Raw genomic sequence first — 18,596 nt, forward strand, 5'->3', positions numbered from 1 at the left:
TAGAAAACAAACTATTCAAAAGTATGAAAATATTGTTTACCAGAAAAGAGGTTTTCAGGGTCATGAGGATCACTTCCATTCAGCTTATTCTCTTGTGCGTACTGGCTGGCAGCAGCCTGGCGGCACCCGCATTCTCGCAGGAGCTCCTTAAAGAAAGGTTGACGCTGACCGTTAAAGGTGGCACCTTGAAATCCTTTTTGAAAAGCCTTGAAAAAGAAGTGGACGTCATTTTTTCTTACCAGAAGGATGTCGTTTCCAGTGATGAGCGCCTCAACTTTGAATTCACAAATGAAACGCTGGATGAGATTCTCCGGCAGGTACTTGCTCCGAGACGTATACAATATAAGGTTATCAGAAGCAACCAGGTCGTTCTGACCAGAAAAATTGCCCCGGCAGGTGACACGCAACCGACAGGATTCGGCACCGAAAAAGAGCTGATTGAAAAAACATATGCAAAAGAGGCTGATATCAGTATCAAGGGAACAGTTAAGGGCCAGGATGGAGTTGGCCTCCCGGGTGTTAGCATTGTCGTCAAAGGCAGTTCCAGGGGAATGACTACGGACGGAGAAGGAAATTACCAGATCGATGTGCCTGACAATTCAGCTGTTTTGATTTTCAGTTTTGTGGGCTATGAAAGCCAGGAACTGGCAGTTGGAAATGTGCCTTCGCTGGATGTGATCTTGAAGCCAGACATTAAAGCGCTGGGTGAGGTGGTGGTGGTAGGGTACGGAACTCAGAAAAAGAGTGAAATAACCTCCTCTATCGCCAAAATTGATGGCAAGGATATTGAAACCTCTACCGCGTCAAATGTCGCTTTGTCTTTGCAGGGCAGGGCTTCGGGCGTTGAATTTGTGTCGTCGGGGCTTCCCGGAAAAACGCCTAGTATCAGGATTCGGGGAGTGGGCACGATCAACAATACGCAGCCGCTGATCGTACTGGATGGAGTGCCGGTAAGTGCTGATATTCTGGGGCAACTGGCCCCGGCAGAGATTGAGTCTATCGAAATATTGAAGGACGCAGCATCCGGAGCCATCTATGGTACACGAGCTGCCAACGGTGTGGTACTGGTGACTTCGAAAAAAGCGGGTTTTAACCAGAAAACGACTGTGCGGTTAAATGCTTCAACCGGATTCAATAGTCTTATCAAAAAATATCCTGTCCTGAATGCAGAAAAGCTGTATGAGCTTAAACGTGAGAGATATGCGATGGACGGGCTTCCTCTGGACCAGAATTCTCCGTGGGCAGACGAGTACTATAATAAGACACGTACCGATTGGCAGGACGCCATGTTCCGCACCGGATTATTTACCGATTACAATGTAACCATTGGCGGAGGCTCAGAGAATGCAACAATTAATGCCAATATCTTTTACCGGGGCGAAGAGGGCACGCTCATCACCACCGACATGAAACGCCTGGGGCTTTCCCTGAGAAGCACCCAAAAAATATCGAATCGCCTGAGGGTGGAAGAGAATGTAAGGATCTCGGGCAGGAAGAACAGGATTGTGCAGGATGATCTCGGAAGCTCGGGAACTTCAACGACGATTTACTCAGCTTACCGCTTTATGCCTGCTATCCCGATCAAATACGACGATGGTAATTATGGTTCAGGAAAGGCCAGCACGCAACTCGGCGACATGTGGAACCCTGTTTACAAGGCGAAAGAAGAATGGTGGTATACCGATGAGATCAGAACGATCATCACTGCCAAGGTGGATTTCGACGTAACCAAAGCACTTACATTGAGCGCCAGAGCATCCTACCAGCGGACCACATCGGGTACCGACAGGTTCCAGAACATTACGCCTGAGCAGTCGAGAAGTGAGTCGGCACCAACGCTTGAAGATGCGAACAATGAAGCCGTAACCAAGTTGGGGGAAGTATTCGCCAATTATGACAGGTCCATTGGCGACCACCACATTGGAGCGACGCTGGGTATTTCGGGCCAGATCGATAACAGCAACTGGAACAGAATGACCGGTCTGGGATTTGCCTCGACGATCAAGAGCCAGTTGGTCATGTCGAATGCGGCATCTACAAGAGTGGAAGGCAGTGAATATCCGACGACCGGACTGACCTCCGCTTTTTTTCGCGGGACATATAGTTTCAGGGACAAATACTATGTGTCAGGTATTTTCAGGGCCGATGGTTCGTCGAGATTTGCGGAGGGGAAAAGATGGGGTTATTTTCCTTCGATTTCTGCTGGATGGCGTATCTCAAATGAAAACTTCCTGAAAGACAATGCAATGGTATCCAACATGAAGCTTAACGTGGGTTGGGGCCAGCTGGGAAATCAGAACGTCGACGCGTTTCAATATCTGAACGTATACCAAAAAGACGTCAAATACGTGCTGGGAGGTACCAATCTAACGGGGACCAGGCTGGCTTCGTTTGCGAATGCCGACATCACCTGGGAAACGACCAGCTCGCTGAACGTGCTCCTCGAACTGGGTCTGTTCAATAATAAACTCAACATGGACATCGCGTATTTCGACAAACGGACAAAGAATATGCTGATCCCCCTTCCAAGTCTTCTGGCATCGGGGACCGTGTCAATTCCCGATTTCAATGCTGGGGAAATGCGGAATTACGGGCTTGAAATTGAGCCGTCTTACAACGGCAAGGTGGGTAAATTTAACTTCGACCTGGGCCTGAACCTGACATTCCTGCAAAATGAGGTGACCAAATTGTATGGTGAAGCCAAATACATCTCCTCGAACGAATACAACAGGACTTATCAGGGCCAGGCAGTTGGCACCTTTTACGGCTGGAAAACGGACGGGATATATCAGAACCAAGGAGAAGTAGACGGCGATCCCAACATATCAGAGGATCCCCGGAAGGTTTACATTACGCCCGGTGACGTGCGTTTCGTTGACGTCAACGGGGACCATATCGTAGACGAAAAAGACCGGGTAAACATCGGGAATCCAAACCCGAAAGTACTGCTGGGGTTCAATTTGGGTGTCAGCTACAAAGGTTTTAATCTTTCGACCGTTTTCAGCGGCTCTTTGGGACACCAGGTTTATGATGCCATGATGGTGCGCGGGATCGACCCGACCCAGAGTGGCAATATGGACGCGATATCGTACGAAAGGTGGACAGGGGAAGGTTCAACAAATAAATATCCCAGGATGTCGACCATTCGTGCCAACAACAATTACCGTGTTTCGGAGCTGGGCCTTAAAAATGGAGATTATGTGAGAATGAAAGATGCGACCCTCGGATACACAATCCCTGAGTTTGCATCCAGGAAAATGGGTATGTCCCGCCTGAGGCTGTATTTATCCGGACGTAATCTTTTGACATTCACGAAGTTTGATGGCGTTGATCCGGAAGAAAGCGGTAGCGACAATTTGAACCGGGGTGTAATCCTGAATAACACGCCTCAGTCCAAAAGCCTTGTATTTGGAGTTGATATCACATTCTAAAACAATCTAGCCTTACTTAAAATGAAAAACTATACAATATTGGTAGTAATTGGGCTACTGCTTTTTTCTTGTGATAGTATCCTCGACCAGCAGTTGGTGGGTAGCCGCACGGACGAAGATTACTGGCAGACCGAGGCCGACTTGCGGGATGCGATTGCTGGTGTATACGGGCCTTGGGCCACGCGCGCATTAGGTATGGACGAGCTCTTTTTCGACAATCAGAGTGACGATCACTGGCGGGCCGGTGACCATGCCGAGGACGAAGAAATCGAAACCTACAACACCGATCCGTCCAATTCTAAAATTAAGGATACCTATCAATATAAATACGAGGTGATCAGCCGGGCGAACGGTGTGATTATCAATGGGCCAAAAGTAAAAGCAGCCGGTGCCATCAGCGACGAATCCTACAATTCCATTATGGGGCAAGCTTACTTCCTGCGGGCTTACGCTTATTACAGGTTGTATATTATTCATGGACAGGTCCCTATCATTAAAGAAGAAAATGTCTTGAAAAACGAATATAATCTGCCCAAGTGCGAGTCACCGGAGGTTTTGGCAAAGTTCATTTTGGAAGACCTGAATACCGCTGTCGGCCTGTTGCCCTTGCGCAATGTTGCTGGCAGCGTAGGGAAGGGAGCGGCCTGGGCGCTGATGACTTCTGTTTATATGAGTCTGGCGAAAAATTATGCAGACAGTGAGAACCTGAACCTGGCTATTGCCAGCGGAAAGAACGTAATTGATAACTACCCACTGGCCAGCGATTACCTGACGCTTTTCAGAACAGGAAATGAGAATATCGGGGAAAATCTTTTTCTGATGATGAACGATATGTCCTGGATCAACCAGGAACTGATGTCAAAACACCGTGGGCCCCGGCCTTGGGGTATGTATGGTTTCAATGAACCAATGACTGATCTGGTGAAGGAGTTTGAAAAGGGTGATAAGCGTAAAACGACAACGATTGTTTCCGACGGGGAGTTTGTTAGCCAGGCCGGTGTAAGGGTTGAACACATTCCCGGGCTTTCTAACACAGGTCACAGTTATTTTAAATTTATGGATTGGGTTACTCCCGAAACATTTAACCATGGGCTCAACATTCCTTTTCTGAGGGCGGCGGAAACTTATCTTTTAGTTGCGGAGGCCAAGATTCGGCTCAACGGTAAGGGCGCAGGAGATGCCGAAATTAATCTGATACGAAAAAGGGCAGGCCTTAATCCGGTCGCTGGCGCAGATATCCATGCGTTGATCCACGAATCAAGGGTCGAGCTGGCAGGGGAAAATTGCAGGTACCAGAATTTGTTGCGTTGGGACAAAGCGGGGATTTACGACCTTACAACCTTTTTGTTGAAGACGGAAAAAGTATTTCCCGCGGATATAGGAAGAACTAAATGGGTGAGGCCCAAAAACTACTATCAACCGTTGCCACAAATAGAAATAGATAATTCAGACGGCGTGCTTCTGCAAAATCCCGAGTGGGCAAATTAACGGGGTAGAGGTGTTGCATTCATAAAAGTTGAACGCTAACCGGCTACCGGGCCCGACTTACATCTTGGTTCCAGGATGCTGGGCGGGCCCGAAGGGTTTCCATCTGCAAGATGCCCCAAGCCGCCGATGTTTTTTAAATAATATCTACTTCGGAAAGTTTGGGTCCGCTTTTACTTTCCGGATCTGCCTTAAATGTCTGTCAACATGCCCCCATTGATAGATATATACCTGATGCATATTTCTTGGGTTCGGCGTAGCTGTCAGCTCAAAGTGTGCCCTCATATCTACTTCTGTCTTTTTTAAAAACGCAACGTTCTGCTCACGGCGGCTCAGAAAAAACTTAAGATTATCCTTTCCTTTGATAAAACCTGTCGGAACGGAAATATCTGCTGCCACGTGGGGATTTGTTTCCATAATAAATTCCGAATAGTAGCTGTCGGGCCTGGTCGATTTGTTCAGTTCCGGTTGCGGCTTACTCCGCGTCCCCATGCTGATTTCCCGCGCCCAGATAATTTCCCATAAGGCGAGGTGTTCCACAATTTCCCCGATAGACCACCGATCCGCAGACTCGCGAAATGCCCATTGTTCGGGTGTGAGATTTTCAGTTTCTTTTACCAATTCATCGCGGGTCCGATTGAACTGGTCGATGGTGAACTGACGGTCTGTTTCTGTCCAGAGCTTTTCCTGCCCGAAAGACGGAAACGTTAGACAAATGAATAAGAGCAAGCTAAAATAGTTTAAACGCTTCATTTCCTGTTGGTTTATAGATTTGCCCAAAACTAAATGGAAATCAAAGCTCAACAGGAGGCATTTGTGCAAACGGTAGAACTATTGAGCAAACGGAGGCGGTTACGCTGCACATACGTCGAGCTCAGCCCAGCGCTGTGATACTATCAAAAGCTTTCTCGGCATCTGGGCCAGCATGCAAACTTGAATGTCTGGCACGGTATTCGTTCGGGTTTGGCTGAAACAAACTATAATCAACATGGCAACTATTGAAAGTGCAAATGGTATCCTCAGCGATCTGATTGAAATTAATAATGACCGGGTAGCTGGCTTTGACAAAGTGATTGAAGATATCAATGATGAAAATGTAGATTTGAAAACGCTCTTTGCAGAATATGCCCAGCAAAGCCGTAAAAATGTGCAGGAGCTTTCTGCAATAGCCGGTTCTGCCCCGCATCTGGAAGACGATAAAAGTGTTAGTGGCGCGCTGCACCGGGTGTGGATCGACGTGAAATCCTTGTTTGGCGGAAGCGATCGGGCTAGCATCTTGTCGGAAGCCGAACGTGGTGAAGATGCGATTAAAAAAGCATATCAGGATGCTTTGAGCAGCAGCGAACTCCCTTTGCAAGCGCAGGAAATTGTGAGAAGCCAGGCGCAGGGGATCAACGCGGCACACGACAAGATCAAAGCTTTACGCGACGTAGCAAAAGCTTAATTGTAACATAGCAAAAGCTTAGTTGTAAAGTACCAAAGAAGAGCTGCCTTGTAAAGGGCGGCTCTTCTTTTAGTAACATCCACACAAAAGATCGTCGGTGCAAAAAAGACATCGAAGACAGTTTGCTGGAAATTAAGCATATGGCAGAGCTGACAGCATTGAAAGCTCAAACTAAATGGATATCATAAGATTATGACCATTCACACCGAATGATGTAGTTTACAAAAACATTAACCGGCCTTGACTCCACGTCTCATATGAGTATGATCTCCGTCAGTTGTGGTAATGACCGGGTTAACCGGAAGTCCTGTCTTGGGACTTTCCAATACGGTGCCCACAGGCACCTTGCCTGCGCCGGTTACAAATAGCCCCGCAGGTCGGGTAGTTTATAACCTTTCGGATGAAATAGTTTGATCCTCCGTCCATACCATACAGTTAAACGCTCTTGGTCCGGAGGCACCCCAGGGCGAATGATGATCGTTGTACGGTACTTTGGCAATCAAATGACAGTGACTTCCACTAGTGGTAGAACAATAGAAAAAGCTTAAATTGGATCGGGTTCTTTAAGACTTGCAAATAGAAGTATATTTCTGCGCCCGGGGCGCTGGCCTTTCTCGGGCCGTGTGATGTCGCTTGGTTGTATTTTGGAGAGTAACTGATATATGGAACAGACGCAGCAGCGAGAGAAAAAATGGGGTTTGTGGCTTTATATGCTGAATTTTTTCAGCCTGGATTCAATTTTCCGGTTACTACTCCGAACGGTACTGCATAGTGACGAGAATTCATTTGGCCACCATCTTATTTCGTTTTTAATTGCGATTGGTTTGACTATTGGAATCTTCTATGCACTTCGGTATCGTCCTTGGAAAGTTAAGGTCTGGACAACCGGCGCTATTATCATCATCTCGCTATTAGCGCGTATTTTAAGTGCTATGTAGCATCATTGCATCTGTCAACTTAATAAGCAGGCTTTCCAGATTACAAATAACAATCGCTATGACATTTACTGCGCTGCGTGCTCAGCTGCGCTGGCAGGACAAAAGCAACAATTGCCATTCTTTCACAATCTAAAAGAATGGCAATTGTTGCCAGGCCAAGATTAGCGCCACCCCAGTCCGGGGGCCACATGCTTTAAAATGGAAGACAGCACATGCACGTTGTAATCAACTCCTAATGTATTGGGTATTGTCAAAAGAACCGTGTCCGCTTCCTGAATGGCTTCATCCTCTGCCAATTGTTTTATGAGTTGCTCTGGTTCCGCAGCATAACTTCTACCGAAAATCGCGCGTTTGTCCTGTTCAATCATTCCAATTTTGTCGCGCCGATCGGCTTCCTGGCCAAAGAAATAGCGGTCTTGATCGGTCACCAAAGCAAAAATAGACCGACTTACCGAAATTCTCGGCTCACGCTGGTGTCCGGCGTTTTTCCAGGCTTCTTTATACAACCTGATTTGCTCGGCTTGCTGCACATGAAAGGGCTTGCCGCTTTCATCGATTTTTAAAGTTGAGCTTTGAAGGTACATTCCGTTTTCGGCCGCCCAAACAGCAGTGGCATTAGAAGCGGCTCCCCACCAAATACGTTCCCGCAGTCCTTCTGAGTATGGTTCCAGCCTTAGTAAGCCCGGTGGGTTCGGAAACATCGGGTACGGATTTGGCTGCGCAAATCCTACACCTTTGAGCTTATCAAGGAATTCCAACGCCTTGCGACGCCCCATATCTCCGTCGGTTTCTCCGTCAGCAGGTTCATACCCAAAATAGCGCCACCCATCGATTACCTGTTCCGGCGAACCTCTACTGATTCCCAACTGCAGTCGCCCCTCCGAAATTAAATCCGCAGCGCCGGCATCTTCCACCATGTACAGTGGATTTTCATAACGCATGTCGATTACACCTGTCCCAATTTCTATCTTGCTTGTCTTGGCACCGATAGCGGAAAGCAAAGGGAATGGCGATGCTAACTGAGCTGCAAAATGATGTACGCGGAAATAAGCGCCGTCTAAACCGATTTCTTCGGCAGCAACCGCCAGGTCAATAGATTGAAGCAACGTGTCACTCGCTGTCCGGGTCCTGTAAGCCTGGTGGTTAGACCAATGCCCGAACGATAAAAATCCTATTTTCTTCATCAAGCGTCCCCAGGTTCGTATTTTTTCAGAATCAGTCTGCAATTTAAAAGATTATTTCACTTTATATGTTTCGCCTAAATTACCCTTACACGTGTTTGGGGGAGATAAGGCAACCTCTTAAAGAATGGTCTCGGTCAGGATCATATCTGAGGTGGCCGACAGGGAGCTCACTGCCAGAGCGTTGGTGTCGGTAACAAAGGCCGTGTCATGCTTTTGCAATTCAACGCCGTTGATCGTAACGCCTCCTTGAAGCACATAAATCAGTACCCCGTTTTGACCATCATTTAATCGATATGTGTAGGGGCGATCCTGTTGAATGCCTGTCTGATATATCCATACATCCTGGTGGATCGTCAACGAATCGGCGGCACCATCCGGCGAAACGAGCAGTTTCTCTCCTGCTCTGTCAGACATTTGCCCGAATTTTAGCACTTGCACCGACGGCATCAAATCAAGCTCGCGGGGTGCCACCCATATCTGCAAATGTCGTGCATTGTCGGTATCCGAAACATTGCCCCCTTCATGATGTAAACCTTTTCCGCTGCTGATCAATTGCACATCACCGGCATGGTACTCCTCATGCGCTCCCAGTGTATCCCGGTGTGATTCGGTGCCGGAAATCATCACCGTAACAATCTCCACATTTTTATGCGGGTGCATGCCCAGATGGCTTTTCGGGTACAGGATATCATCGTTAAAAACATAGAGTGCCCCGAAGCTCTGCGGCAGCTTCGTACTGGTCATTCCGTTGCTGAACAAGGTGCAGCCTTCGAATACTGCGTTCCGCATTTGTCCGCGGTCTGCCGATTTTAATATTTGGATTTTCATGGTTTCAAAAGATGTGTGAAGCTACTGTGACCAACAATGCACCAATGAATCGGGGGAAATACACCGATTGATCCTGGGTGATATTGCCTGTTCTGACCATTTCTTCTTGCCACATTTTAAGTTTCCTAATGCCGGGCATCAGGAAAAACAGGGGTGAAACAGCCCGTAAAATCCATAAGTAAGTTTCCATATCTATCTGTTCTACATTAATGTGCAATGATAAGCCTGATATGATATACTTTTGTTATCGGTTACATATAGTATACCGATAATAAAATGTAGCATGGAGCAATTAAGCAAACAGGAATGCAGCCGCAACCGAAGGGCTGTACAGGATACGCTCGATCTGATCGGAGGAAAATGGAAGGTGCTGATTCTACTGACACTCAAAGAGCGGCCCTACCGGTTCAAAGCCCTGGCTCAGGAAATTGGCATTTCGCCCCGGATGCTTTCCAGAGAATTGCAGGATATGGAAATAAACAAACTCCTGGACCGCACCGTGATCGACGCTAAACCCATTGGTGTCGAGTATTCCATTACCGACTATGGCCGCACGTTTGGTCAGATTATCGAAGCCATGCGGGATTGGGGGCTCAACCACCGCAGGGAAATATTTCAATAGTTTGAAGTCAGGAAAAACGCCAATCCCTGTCTGCCACGGTTATGTACTTGCCGTGACGCCGTTGTCAACCGGCTTGTCAAAATTACCATCCAGGGGAATGCATCGCTTTCCTGACAAATGATGATTCCCGTCAGCAGAAATCGTCTCTAGAAAATATGTTTTATAAGCCTTGTAATAATGGACATACATTGTCCGAAATCGTACATTTCGGCTAGCTTAACGGCCTTCCGGTCATTATAGCCTAGTTTTAGGATAGTGGTATGATAATTGAATCAGTAGGGTAGGAAACCTCTGTTGGGTGTAACCAAAGCATCACGATTGACGAATATGCTACTAAACTATCTTAAAATCGCCTGGCGAAACTTGCGCAAGAATCAAGCGTACGCTTTCATTAACATAACAGGATTGGCACTTGGAATAGGCTGTGCACTGCTGATTTTTGCGCTTGTTCGCTTCCACTACCAAACCGACCGTCACCATCGAAATTACGACCGGATCTATCAATTCACATCCCGATTTACATCGTCTTCCGGTCAGTTCAATATTCAGGGCGTCCCTTATCCACTCGGTCAGGCAGTTCGCAACGACTATCCCGGTCTTGAACACGTTGCCATGCTGGAAGAGTGGTACTCACCTCTGGTAGTAGTGCCCGTTCCAAACCAGGCAGATAAGAAAATTAAGGACAAAAGTCACGAGGGCGCGTTTGTTGAACCGGCCTATTTCCGCATCTTCGATTACAACTGGATAGCGGGCGGCCCGGATGACCTTGGCCAGCCGGGCACCGTGGTTATGAGCGCCGAGATGGCCCGCAAATGCTTTGGTACGACAACGAACGTGATAGGCCGGACGGTCCGGCTGGATGCCCGTATTCCTGCCCGCGTGGTAGGTGTGTTCGCCGACTACCGGGATGATACCGATCTGGCTTACTCGATTATGGCCTCCTGGGGCTCAGTAAAAGAGCAGCTCGGTGCCCGCCCCGAAGATCAACCCTTTGACAATACCAATGGCAGTACCCACTGTTACGCCCTTTTCAACGACCGCTTTACGGCTGCTGATTGGAACCAACAGGTCCGATCGTTCGTCAAAAAATATAATCCCAAGAACATTAAGGAAACGTCCTACCCGGCCATACCCTTCAGCACGATGCACTTATCGGCGGAATATGGGGGTGTTAGCCGGGGGTTGTTACTGTCCTTGGCGCTGATTGGCCTATTGCTGATCGGTACGGCGAGCATCAATTTTGTGAACCTGGCTACGGCACAAGCGCTCAACCGGGCACGGGAAGTAGGCGTCCGGAAGGTATTGGGCAGTACAAAAACCCAGCTATTCTGGCAATTCATGGGCGAAACAACGCTCATTGTGCTAGCCGCCGTGGCCTTGGCGATGGTTATATTTCAGTACGGTCATACACTGGCACATAGTTACCTGCACGGCCCTTTCCGGTTTACATTCTACTTTTCACCGTCGGTAATAGGATGGCTGCTCCTTCTGGTGGCGATGGTCATTTTGCTGGCGGGTCTTTACCCGGCGTTGGTCGTGGCGGGTTTCCGTCCGGTAGTTGCATTAGCTGGAAAGCTCACCACGCAGCAAGTAGGTGGTTTTTCTCTCAGACGGGGACTGGTTGTGACGCAGTTCGCAATCTCTCAAATGCTCATCGTCGGGTTGATTGTTGTGGCCAACCAGCTTAGCTATGTTCAGACGAAGGATTTGGGCTTCCGCAAGGAGGCTATCCTGAGGGTGAGCCTGCCGAACCTGCCGGCGCAGGATCTTAGTAAAATGAGTGCATTTCGTAACCTGGCTACGGCTCTGCCCGATGTAAGCCAGTTCAGCTACTCAATGGGCGGACCTCCCCAGTCGGGTTGGACCAGCCAAACAAGCGTCCGCTTCGACACCCGCCCTGGTGAAGAGCCATATGCACCGCAACAGACCTGGATTGATGCCAATTATGTGGGTTTGTATGGTTTGAAATTAGCTGCCGGACGCAACCTGCAACCTTCCGACACGATGCGCGAAGCGCTCATCAACGAAACATTCATGCACCGGCTGGGCTTCCGCCGACCAGAGGATGTGGTGGGCAAGTTCTTGCATAAAGGTGGTTTTGCTCCCCTGGAAATTGTCGGTGTTTTGAAAGATTACAATCAGTCGGACCTCAGGAAAAAGATCGAGCCGCTGTTTCTGACCACGTTGGCCAGTGGCTTTTATTCGGCCAACATTCAGCTGCGTTCCACCCACTACAGCCGGGCGTTGAGTCAGTTGGAGAGGGCCTACAATCGAGTGTATGCCGATAGCTTTTTCGACGCGGAATTTGTAGATGATCAGGTTCAGCAAGCCTACCAGCAGGAGCAGACGATGGGTAGGCTCATCAACTTCTTTGCCGGAATTGCCTTGCTTATTGGTTGTATGGGGTTGTATGGGCTTGTCTTGTTCATGGTGGCGCAACGAACGAAGGAAGTTGGCGTTCGAAAGGTACTTGGGGCCAGCGTGAGTAGTATTCTGTGGCTGTTCAGCCGGGAATTTATACAGTTAGTTAGCGTCGCATTTGTATTGTCCACGCCCGTGGCGTGGTGGGTAATGGCCAGCTGGCTGAAGAATTTTGAGTATAAGATTTCTCTCAGTCCGGTCATTTTTCTGCTGGCGTTAATAGCAACTATTGCCGTAGCGCTGCTCACTGTAAGTTTCCAAAGTGTGAAAGCGGCCCTTATGAATCCAGTGAAATCATTGCGGAGCGAATGATAAGCAAACCTTTCGCTGTTGGCCGGATTTGGCTTTCCAGACTCTGCGGGTATTGACGTTTACCTATTGTTTCACGACCCGTATATTCCGGATATCATCCTGATCTTCAAACTTCAAGATATAGAGCCCGGAAGCCAGTCCGCTAGCGTCGAGCCGGAATTCCGGTTGAGAAGGAATTACCCATTTCCTTAACAGCTGTCCCGAAGTATTCAGGAGTTCCAACTTTACCTTTTTGCCCTGCTGGTAGCTGGTGTTGATCCTGATTATATCGTTCCGGACGGGATTTTCTAATACTAGGAGATCATCGCTGTCCGGTTTTGAAATGCTGATTATTTTGGAATGAACGAAACTGCCGTCGAGGTCGATCTGCTTGAGGCGGTAGTACAGTGTGCTCCCTGCTGTTTCACGATCTGAAAAAACATAGTTAGTAATGCCTGTATGTTCTCCTCTGGCGGCAACTTCACCAACCTTATGCAGCTTGGTTGGTTCGGCACCAGCCTCAATTTCAAAACGGTCGCTGTTTGACTCCTCCGAAGTTGTCCATTCGAGGGACACGGCTTTTTCCGATGGTATGTACTTTCCGGTAAAAGCCGTAAGCTTCACAGGCATGGGATTATTGACGATAAATGCTGCAACTGTTGCTTTAAAACCGTTTCTGCCATCCTGAAAAGACACGTATGGATTATCGAATGCGTCCATGGCGATGCTCAGGTCCCCCACGGTAGTGCCGGTGAAATTCGCGATGCCCACCAGGTCCCAGGTCGTGCCGGAAAAGCTTTTTACGGTGATTGAAAAAGGGCTTGAATTAATGTGGTAGGCAAGATAAGGTTTGTCGTTGCGGTCAAAAGTTAGCGCAATGTACCCGCCGGGATTATCTATCGCAGAAGGTGAAATGCCCGTAGCAGGCCCAACCAGTTCCCATGCTGTGCCATTGAACCACATACAATTGGCACGATTGAAAGTACCTGAGTCGCGGAAAGCAAAATAAGGGACATTATCGCTCTTGATCGCCAGTGAAATGCATTTGGCCCAGTCTGTTGTAAAACCCGCAGTACCTACAACCTCCCAGGCTGTACCGTTGAATTTCTGAACAGTTCCTTTGAGCGAATGGGCAAGGTCTTCGTAGGCAGCATAAAGGATACCGTTGCCGTCGATGGCAAAATCAAACGATTGAATGCCGTCCTCAGAAAAACCGGCAGCGCCCACTGTTTCCCAGACGACACCATTGTACTTTTTGACAGTTGCCTTACCCAAACGAAACTCGTCCTTATACATCGCGTAAACTTCGTCCGCGCTATTGATCGCGATTTCAATGCCGCCGGCCATATTATCCGAAATGTCGGTTCCTACTTTTTCCCAGACACTGCCGTTCAGCTTCCATACCGACGCCTGAAGATCGGTCCCGCTCACTACGCCCACATATGGAATATTGGCCTTGGTAAGTACCATAGAGCATATCTGCCCGCCCTGACCTCCCGCAAACGCAGTATTTCCGACGGTTGTCCACGCTCCCGAAACGAATTTCTTCACAGTTATACGCTGACCATTCGCAGCGTCGGAATAGGCTACATACAGCGTATTGTCCGATGCGAATGCAATGCTGTTCCGAAAGATAGTACCTGTGGAAAATCCTTCGCTGCCAATGGACTGCCATTGCGCTTTGAGAAGATATGGGCACAACAGGCCAAGAAGAAAAATGAATGGGAGAAGCGATTTTTTGAGGGGCGGTTTCATAAAAAACGGGTATAAGAAGTTGGGCTGTTGTGCACAAAAATCCCTATATCTGTCTGGTCCCGAAATACTTACTTCTAACTATTTAAATCGCTTCGGATTCGGCACTTTTGCCGAATCCTTTGGTCGCCATTCGCCTATCTTCTTTATTATGGCTAGCCCGTGTCACTCAATTGGCAATCCGGGATTGCCAATATGCGAGCAACGGAGGGATTATTAGTTCGAAAAACGCAACAATGCCGAAGGGAGGCGGTGGAAATCCGAAACTGGCAACTGACAGTATGCGGCCGATCGCACCGAAAAATATGACAGTGCAGATGATCCTCAATTCTGTGGACCTTCCTTTTATGTCGGGAATAATCGACAGAGTGCAAACTCCGATGCCGACCGAAAGGCCATTTAGAAAACGAAGATTGCTATCCAGCAGCAGACCGGCAGGCCGTTCGGCTTCGGGATAAATTGGGTTATTATTTCCGGCCATACCCAGCAGGCCGGTAAAAATAGGAACCAGTGCACAAATCGCCAGTGAAATTTGCAGTAGCTTTCTACTAGAACTTTTTTTCATAATGTCTCGCTGATTCCCGTCAGCTCGTTAACCCAATAATACCGCACGGCGGAATGATAAAAACCGTACCAATAGCATTGGCCTGGAACGGATTTTTACAGTGGCGCTGCTCTGACGTTTACGGCTGTTCAAATGCCGACAATTACTCACCATAAATTCCGCTCGCAATGAAAGTATTCAGCACAAGTATGCATGCCAAGATCGACTATATCGCAGGAATCTTCTTTTTGGCATCTCCATGGATTTTCGATTTTACCGAGTCGGTGCCGGCGGTATGGACGGTAATTGCGGTAGCTGCGACGGCTCTTACCATGTCAATTTTTACCGATTATGAAGGAGGCATGATAAGAAGTATCCCAATGCGGATTCACCTGATCGTAGACATATTGACCGGAGCGCTATTGGCAGCATCGCCGTGGCTATTTGGGTTCGCAGATCAGGTCTATTTACCCCATTTGATCATGGGTCTGTTCGAGATATCTGCCGGGCTACTGACGACAAAGTACTCGCCTGACCACAATGCGCATGCAGTGGTGGACCCCAATGCCGACGGTGTGAACGGTTCTACCTTTTAAACAGGTCTTCATATTTTTCATTAAAAATTTGTAAAGATGAAAACCAAGACATTCGCAACCTTGATAATAGCCTCGCTCCTTGTGGTGGGCTGCACAAAAAACGATAATGCAAAAGAAGCGGCGGGAACGGGAACACCAATTGACACGTCCGTTGTAGGGAAAGATACCAGCCCGGTTAGTACAAGGAAGGATATCGAAAACAGTGACGAGCAAAAATTGACCCTACCGGGCAGGGATACGACAAATTCCGACGAACCTGAAAGGTAGGGCCTGTCCTTTTCAAGGCTGTGCTTTTTCTCGCTCCTGCTGTTTGGGAGACGGCTGACCCTGTTTCTTCGATGCGTTGCCGTTTCTATCCAGGCGCCCCTGAACTGTGGAGTCAGCCTTTTTCCTGTTTGCTGCATTCACGCCCGTATTTTGCGGGTTGCTAGCAGGGGGGACGCTGTTGGTTTTGTCGATGTGGGTAGGAGGTGTGCCGGTGGTAGCCTCACTGGTAATGGCGCTCGATTTGCTACCTTTAGATGGCTTGGCAGCCTCGTCTGTGGCCGTGCTTTTTTGCTCCGAACCGGATTGCTTGGGTTTGGTCTGGCCTGAGGTGGATTGCGCCGAGAGTGCGCCAGCTGTAAGAAGCAGTACTGCTGCGATATAAATTGTTTTGGTTTCCATTGACTTGTGATTTTAGTAAATAATCAGTTAAGCAGCCAGCCGCCTTATAAAAACCGTTCCATCGTAAAAAAGAAAACAGGCTTTGAGCATAGCTCGAAGCCTGTTTGTTTACTGAAACGAACTCTAACAACAATCACCTGTTTTTAATCATTTTGCTGCGACGGCTTTATGTCACCTCCCTTCTTGGCGCCACCTTTGCGGACGGCGCTGCTGTCTCCCGATGGGCGCGTACCGATCCGGCTTTGGGCCGGCTGGTTGGCAGGATCAGCTGTGCCTTTCGACTGGTACCCTTGGGTGGCTTTGCCACCCGTACTTACCTTCGATTCATTATTTGCATTACTCCTGCTACCCGCATTGCTTGCCCTGCCAGCCTGCGTGGCCTTTTCGGGTTTGCCCTGCCGCCTGTGTCCGGTGCCATCGCTGGTATTGCGTGGGCCAACTGTACTTCTGTCAGACGATGTGTTTTGTTTACTTGTATCGTCCGAACGGATGTTCGGATTAGTCGAATTGGTGGTGGATTGTGCAAAAGTGACCGCTGTCGATACGGCTAACGCAACGATAGCCATGATTAACTTTTTCATAAATGGTTTTTGTTTGATGGTATTGATCGCGCGCTGCTTTAAAAAGCGTGCCAAAAGCGGCTTCATTTGGCACCGGTCGCCGGATCGATTCTGAGCACGCGGTAACCTTTTGATTCCGTCACCCACAAATGAAGGTCCGGCCCGAATATGATCTCCCACGGGTCGGAAAGGCCATTGGCGATGACCTTTTTGTTGAATTTTTCTGTCCCGGCCTGCTGGCAATGGCCGGGACTGTTTAAAATGAGCAGACTAAATGCTGTCGGGTAAATTTGGGATAAGCGAAGAAATGGCATAAATCGAGACCGTAAAAATGGGCAAATCGTCAAAACGGTTCGACGGCCTTCGAAAATTATGCCAGTGACGGCCTGTTATTGCTTTGGAAGCATTTTGTCCTGTTTCAGTATTTTTTCGTCGTTTTTGCTGATGTCCTTCATCATGGTAAAGTGGTCGCCAATTTTCCCATCAGAACAAATCCATTTCAGGTCCAGCCTGTTACCTTCTATTTCCAGCATCACTGCGCCACCCACTTCATTATTGGAATAGTACATGGCATTATGCGGATAGGTTTCCTTATGCCCGCCCAATGCGCCGGCCGACCCGCTTACGACGTATACGGTGCCATCGGTGTTGGTTTTGCTTTTCAAATACGGCGCCGAGTTCTTGCTACCATCGTACAAGGCCGTCGATGTGCTGAGCTCATGTTTTTTGGAATCGAAATCTGCCTCTTTTCCATAATATCCCTTGATAAGCTTCGTACGTTCGTACACATGGCTGTGACCACAAAGAATGAGGTCCACCCCTTCGTCTTCCAGAATTTTGATGAAATTCTCCCTGATTTTAACCAGCAATGATTCCTTGTCCGAATCGTGCGAACCCATCGTGTAGGGTGGGTGGTGCCAATAGGCCACGACCCATTTTTTGTTCTTGTTGGCTTGAAGATCTTTTTTGACCCATTCGGCCTGCTCACCCAGTTGATCGAATAGGTGCTGCCCTTTTTTATCGGGCCCATAGGAGTCCAGGGCAAGAAAGTGGACGTTACCCAGGTCATAGGAATAGTATGACTCCGTGTGGGAGGCCACACCGCCCGCTTCGCCGTTCGTTGGAAGGGAAAAGTTCTGATAATAGGCTATTTTGTTCTGGTCATTGGCCGGGGACGAATTAAAATCATGGTAATCGTGGTTTCCAGGCACAGGATACAAAGGATACTTTTTCAGCATCTTGTCTTTGTATAGGTTGAAGAACTTTGCCTGGAACTCGGCATCTGTTCCGTCCGAATATGCATTGTCACCCATTAAAATCCACGCATTCAGATATTTATCGCCAAGGTACTTGACAACCTGGTCCCTTACCGCCCGCTGGTTGATGGAGTTATTTCCGCAATCCCCGAAACCGGCAACGCGAATCGGCTGATCACTGCCCGTTTCAGGAAAGGTATAAAAGTAATTGTCCTCATCGCCCTGCAAAGTGGTGTCGGCCAGGTTACCCACTGTATAATAATACCTTGTGGACGGTTTGAGGCCTTTCAAAGTCACGATATGCTCATTGACCAGCGTGGAGTCGTCGGTTTGCATATTCAGATTGTCGCTTGTCAGACCATACTTTACCCGGCTGCGATCATACACGTTGGTTCTCCAGCGTACCGTCATACTGGTCGGTGTCGCCATTTGCAGATAAGGTCCCCTGAGCAGATCGGCCTGGATTCCCAATGGCCCTTTTTTCTTAGACGCCGGTTTTTTGGCGGGTTGGGTCTCCTGGGCAATGGATAATAATGGAAAGAGTAGGGTGAAAAGTAAAATTCTGACTGTTTTCATAT

The 18,596-nt window shown here is 48.3% G+C and carries 17 protein-coding genes; 8 read left to right on the top strand and 9 right to left on the bottom strand.

The window, feature by feature from the left end; translation table 11 throughout:
- Positions 1-23: 23 nt before the first annotated feature.
- Together LZD49_RS20065 and LZD49_RS20070 are read left to right on the top strand one after the other, a co-directional pair.
- Positions 24-3,431: a TonB-dependent receptor gene (locus LZD49_RS20065; RefSeq protein WP_234669362.1), complete on the top strand. Its 3,408-nt coding sequence runs from the start codon at positions 24-26 to the stop codon at positions 3,429-3,431.
- Between the two features lie 21 nt (positions 3,432-3,452).
- Positions 3,453-4,919 (top strand): RagB/SusD family nutrient uptake outer membrane protein, encoded by a 1,467-nt coding sequence (locus tag LZD49_RS20070; RefSeq protein WP_234669363.1) that lies wholly within the window; start codon positions 3,453-3,455, stop codon positions 4,917-4,919.
- A 144-nt stretch (positions 4,920-5,063) separates the two neighbouring features.
- Here the strand turns inward: LZD49_RS20070 and LZD49_RS20075 are convergent, their stop codons facing one another.
- Positions 5,064-5,669 carry a DinB family protein gene (locus LZD49_RS20075; protein WP_234669364.1) on the bottom strand — a complete coding sequence of 202 codons (606 nt, stop codon included), beginning with the start codon at positions 5,667-5,669 and terminating at the stop codon, positions 5,064-5,066.
- Positions 5,670-5,904: 235 nt separating this feature from the next.
- Between LZD49_RS20075 and LZD49_RS20080 the strand changes: the two genes are divergently transcribed.
- Positions 5,905-6,360: a PA2169 family four-helix-bundle protein gene (locus LZD49_RS20080; protein ID WP_234669365.1), complete on the top strand. Its 456-nt coding sequence runs from the start codon at positions 5,905-5,907 to the stop codon at positions 6,358-6,360.
- A 662-nt stretch (positions 6,361-7,022) separates the two neighbouring features.
- Complete coding sequence (locus LZD49_RS20085; RefSeq protein WP_234669366.1) at positions 7,023-7,298, top strand: hypothetical protein; 276 nt, start codon at positions 7,023-7,025, stop codon at positions 7,296-7,298.
- Positions 7,299-7,459: 161 nt separating this feature from the next.
- On the opposite strand, the gene LZD49_RS20090 is transcribed toward LZD49_RS20085, so the two are convergent.
- Entirely contained in the window at positions 7,460-8,482 is a 1,023-nt protein-coding gene (locus LZD49_RS20090; protein ID WP_234669717.1) for an LLM class flavin-dependent oxidoreductase, read from the bottom strand.
- A gap of 117 nt (positions 8,483-8,599) precedes the next feature.
- Positions 8,600-9,310, bottom strand: coding sequence for a pirin family protein (locus tag LZD49_RS20095; protein ID WP_234669367.1), 711 nt, complete (start codon positions 9,308-9,310; stop codon positions 8,600-8,602).
- Between the two features lie 283 nt (positions 9,311-9,593).
- Here LZD49_RS20095 and LZD49_RS20100 point away from each other — a divergent pair, with 283 nt between their 5' ends.
- Positions 9,594-9,932 (top strand): helix-turn-helix domain-containing protein, encoded by a 339-nt coding sequence (locus LZD49_RS20100; protein ID WP_234669368.1) that lies wholly within the window; start codon positions 9,594-9,596, stop codon positions 9,930-9,932.
- A 327-nt stretch (positions 9,933-10,259) separates the two neighbouring features.
- Positions 10,260-12,665, top strand: a complete 2,406-nt coding sequence (locus LZD49_RS20105) for an ABC transporter permease (RefSeq protein ID WP_255721088.1) — start codon at positions 10,260-10,262, stop codon at positions 12,663-12,665.
- A gap of 63 nt (positions 12,666-12,728) precedes the next feature.
- Here LZD49_RS20105 and LZD49_RS20110 read toward each other — a convergent pair whose 3' ends face one another.
- Together LZD49_RS20110 and LZD49_RS20115 are read right to left on the bottom strand one after the other, a co-directional pair.
- Positions 12,729-14,399, bottom strand: a complete 1,671-nt coding sequence (locus LZD49_RS20110) for a T9SS type A sorting domain-containing protein (protein ID WP_234669370.1) — start codon at positions 14,397-14,399, stop codon at positions 12,729-12,731.
- Between the two features lie 166 nt (positions 14,400-14,565).
- On the bottom strand, positions 14,566-14,961 hold the full coding sequence (locus LZD49_RS20115) for a DUF4345 domain-containing protein (RefSeq protein ID WP_234669371.1): 396 nt from the start codon (positions 14,959-14,961) through the stop codon (positions 14,566-14,568).
- Between the two features lie 167 nt (positions 14,962-15,128).
- Here LZD49_RS20115 and LZD49_RS20120 point away from each other — a divergent pair, with 167 nt between their 5' ends.
- Complete coding sequence (locus LZD49_RS20120) at positions 15,129-15,536, top strand: SPW repeat protein (RefSeq protein WP_234669372.1); 408 nt, start codon at positions 15,129-15,131, stop codon at positions 15,534-15,536.
- Between the two features lie 36 nt (positions 15,537-15,572).
- Positions 15,573-15,803, top strand: a complete 231-nt coding sequence (locus tag LZD49_RS20125; RefSeq protein WP_234669373.1) for a hypothetical protein — start codon at positions 15,573-15,575, stop codon at positions 15,801-15,803.
- A 12-nt stretch (positions 15,804-15,815) separates the two neighbouring features.
- Here the strand turns inward: LZD49_RS20125 and LZD49_RS20130 are convergent, their stop codons facing one another.
- The 4 genes from LZD49_RS20130 to LZD49_RS20145 all read right to left on the bottom strand — a co-directional run bounded on the left by LZD49_RS20130 (position 15,816) and on the right by LZD49_RS20145 (position 18,594).
- A complete protein-coding gene (locus LZD49_RS20130; protein ID WP_234669374.1) occupies positions 15,816-16,202 on the bottom strand; it encodes a hypothetical protein in 387 nt (128 codons plus the stop codon).
- 143 nt (positions 16,203-16,345) lie between these two features.
- Complete coding sequence (locus LZD49_RS20135; RefSeq protein WP_234669375.1) at positions 16,346-16,783, bottom strand: hypothetical protein; 438 nt, start codon at positions 16,781-16,783, stop codon at positions 16,346-16,348.
- Positions 16,784-16,845: 62 nt separating this feature from the next.
- Positions 16,846-17,076, bottom strand: a complete 231-nt coding sequence (locus tag LZD49_RS20140; RefSeq protein ID WP_234669376.1) for a hypothetical protein — start codon at positions 17,074-17,076, stop codon at positions 16,846-16,848.
- Between the two features lie 75 nt (positions 17,077-17,151).
- Entirely contained in the window at positions 17,152-18,594 is a 1,443-nt protein-coding gene (locus tag LZD49_RS20145) for a metallophosphoesterase family protein (RefSeq protein WP_234669377.1), read from the bottom strand.
- Positions 18,595-18,596: the final 2 nt, after the last annotated feature.

Source organism: Dyadobacter sp. CY261 (assembly GCF_021440085.1).
Lineage (GTDB): Bacteria > Bacteroidota > Bacteroidia > Cytophagales > Spirosomataceae > Dyadobacter.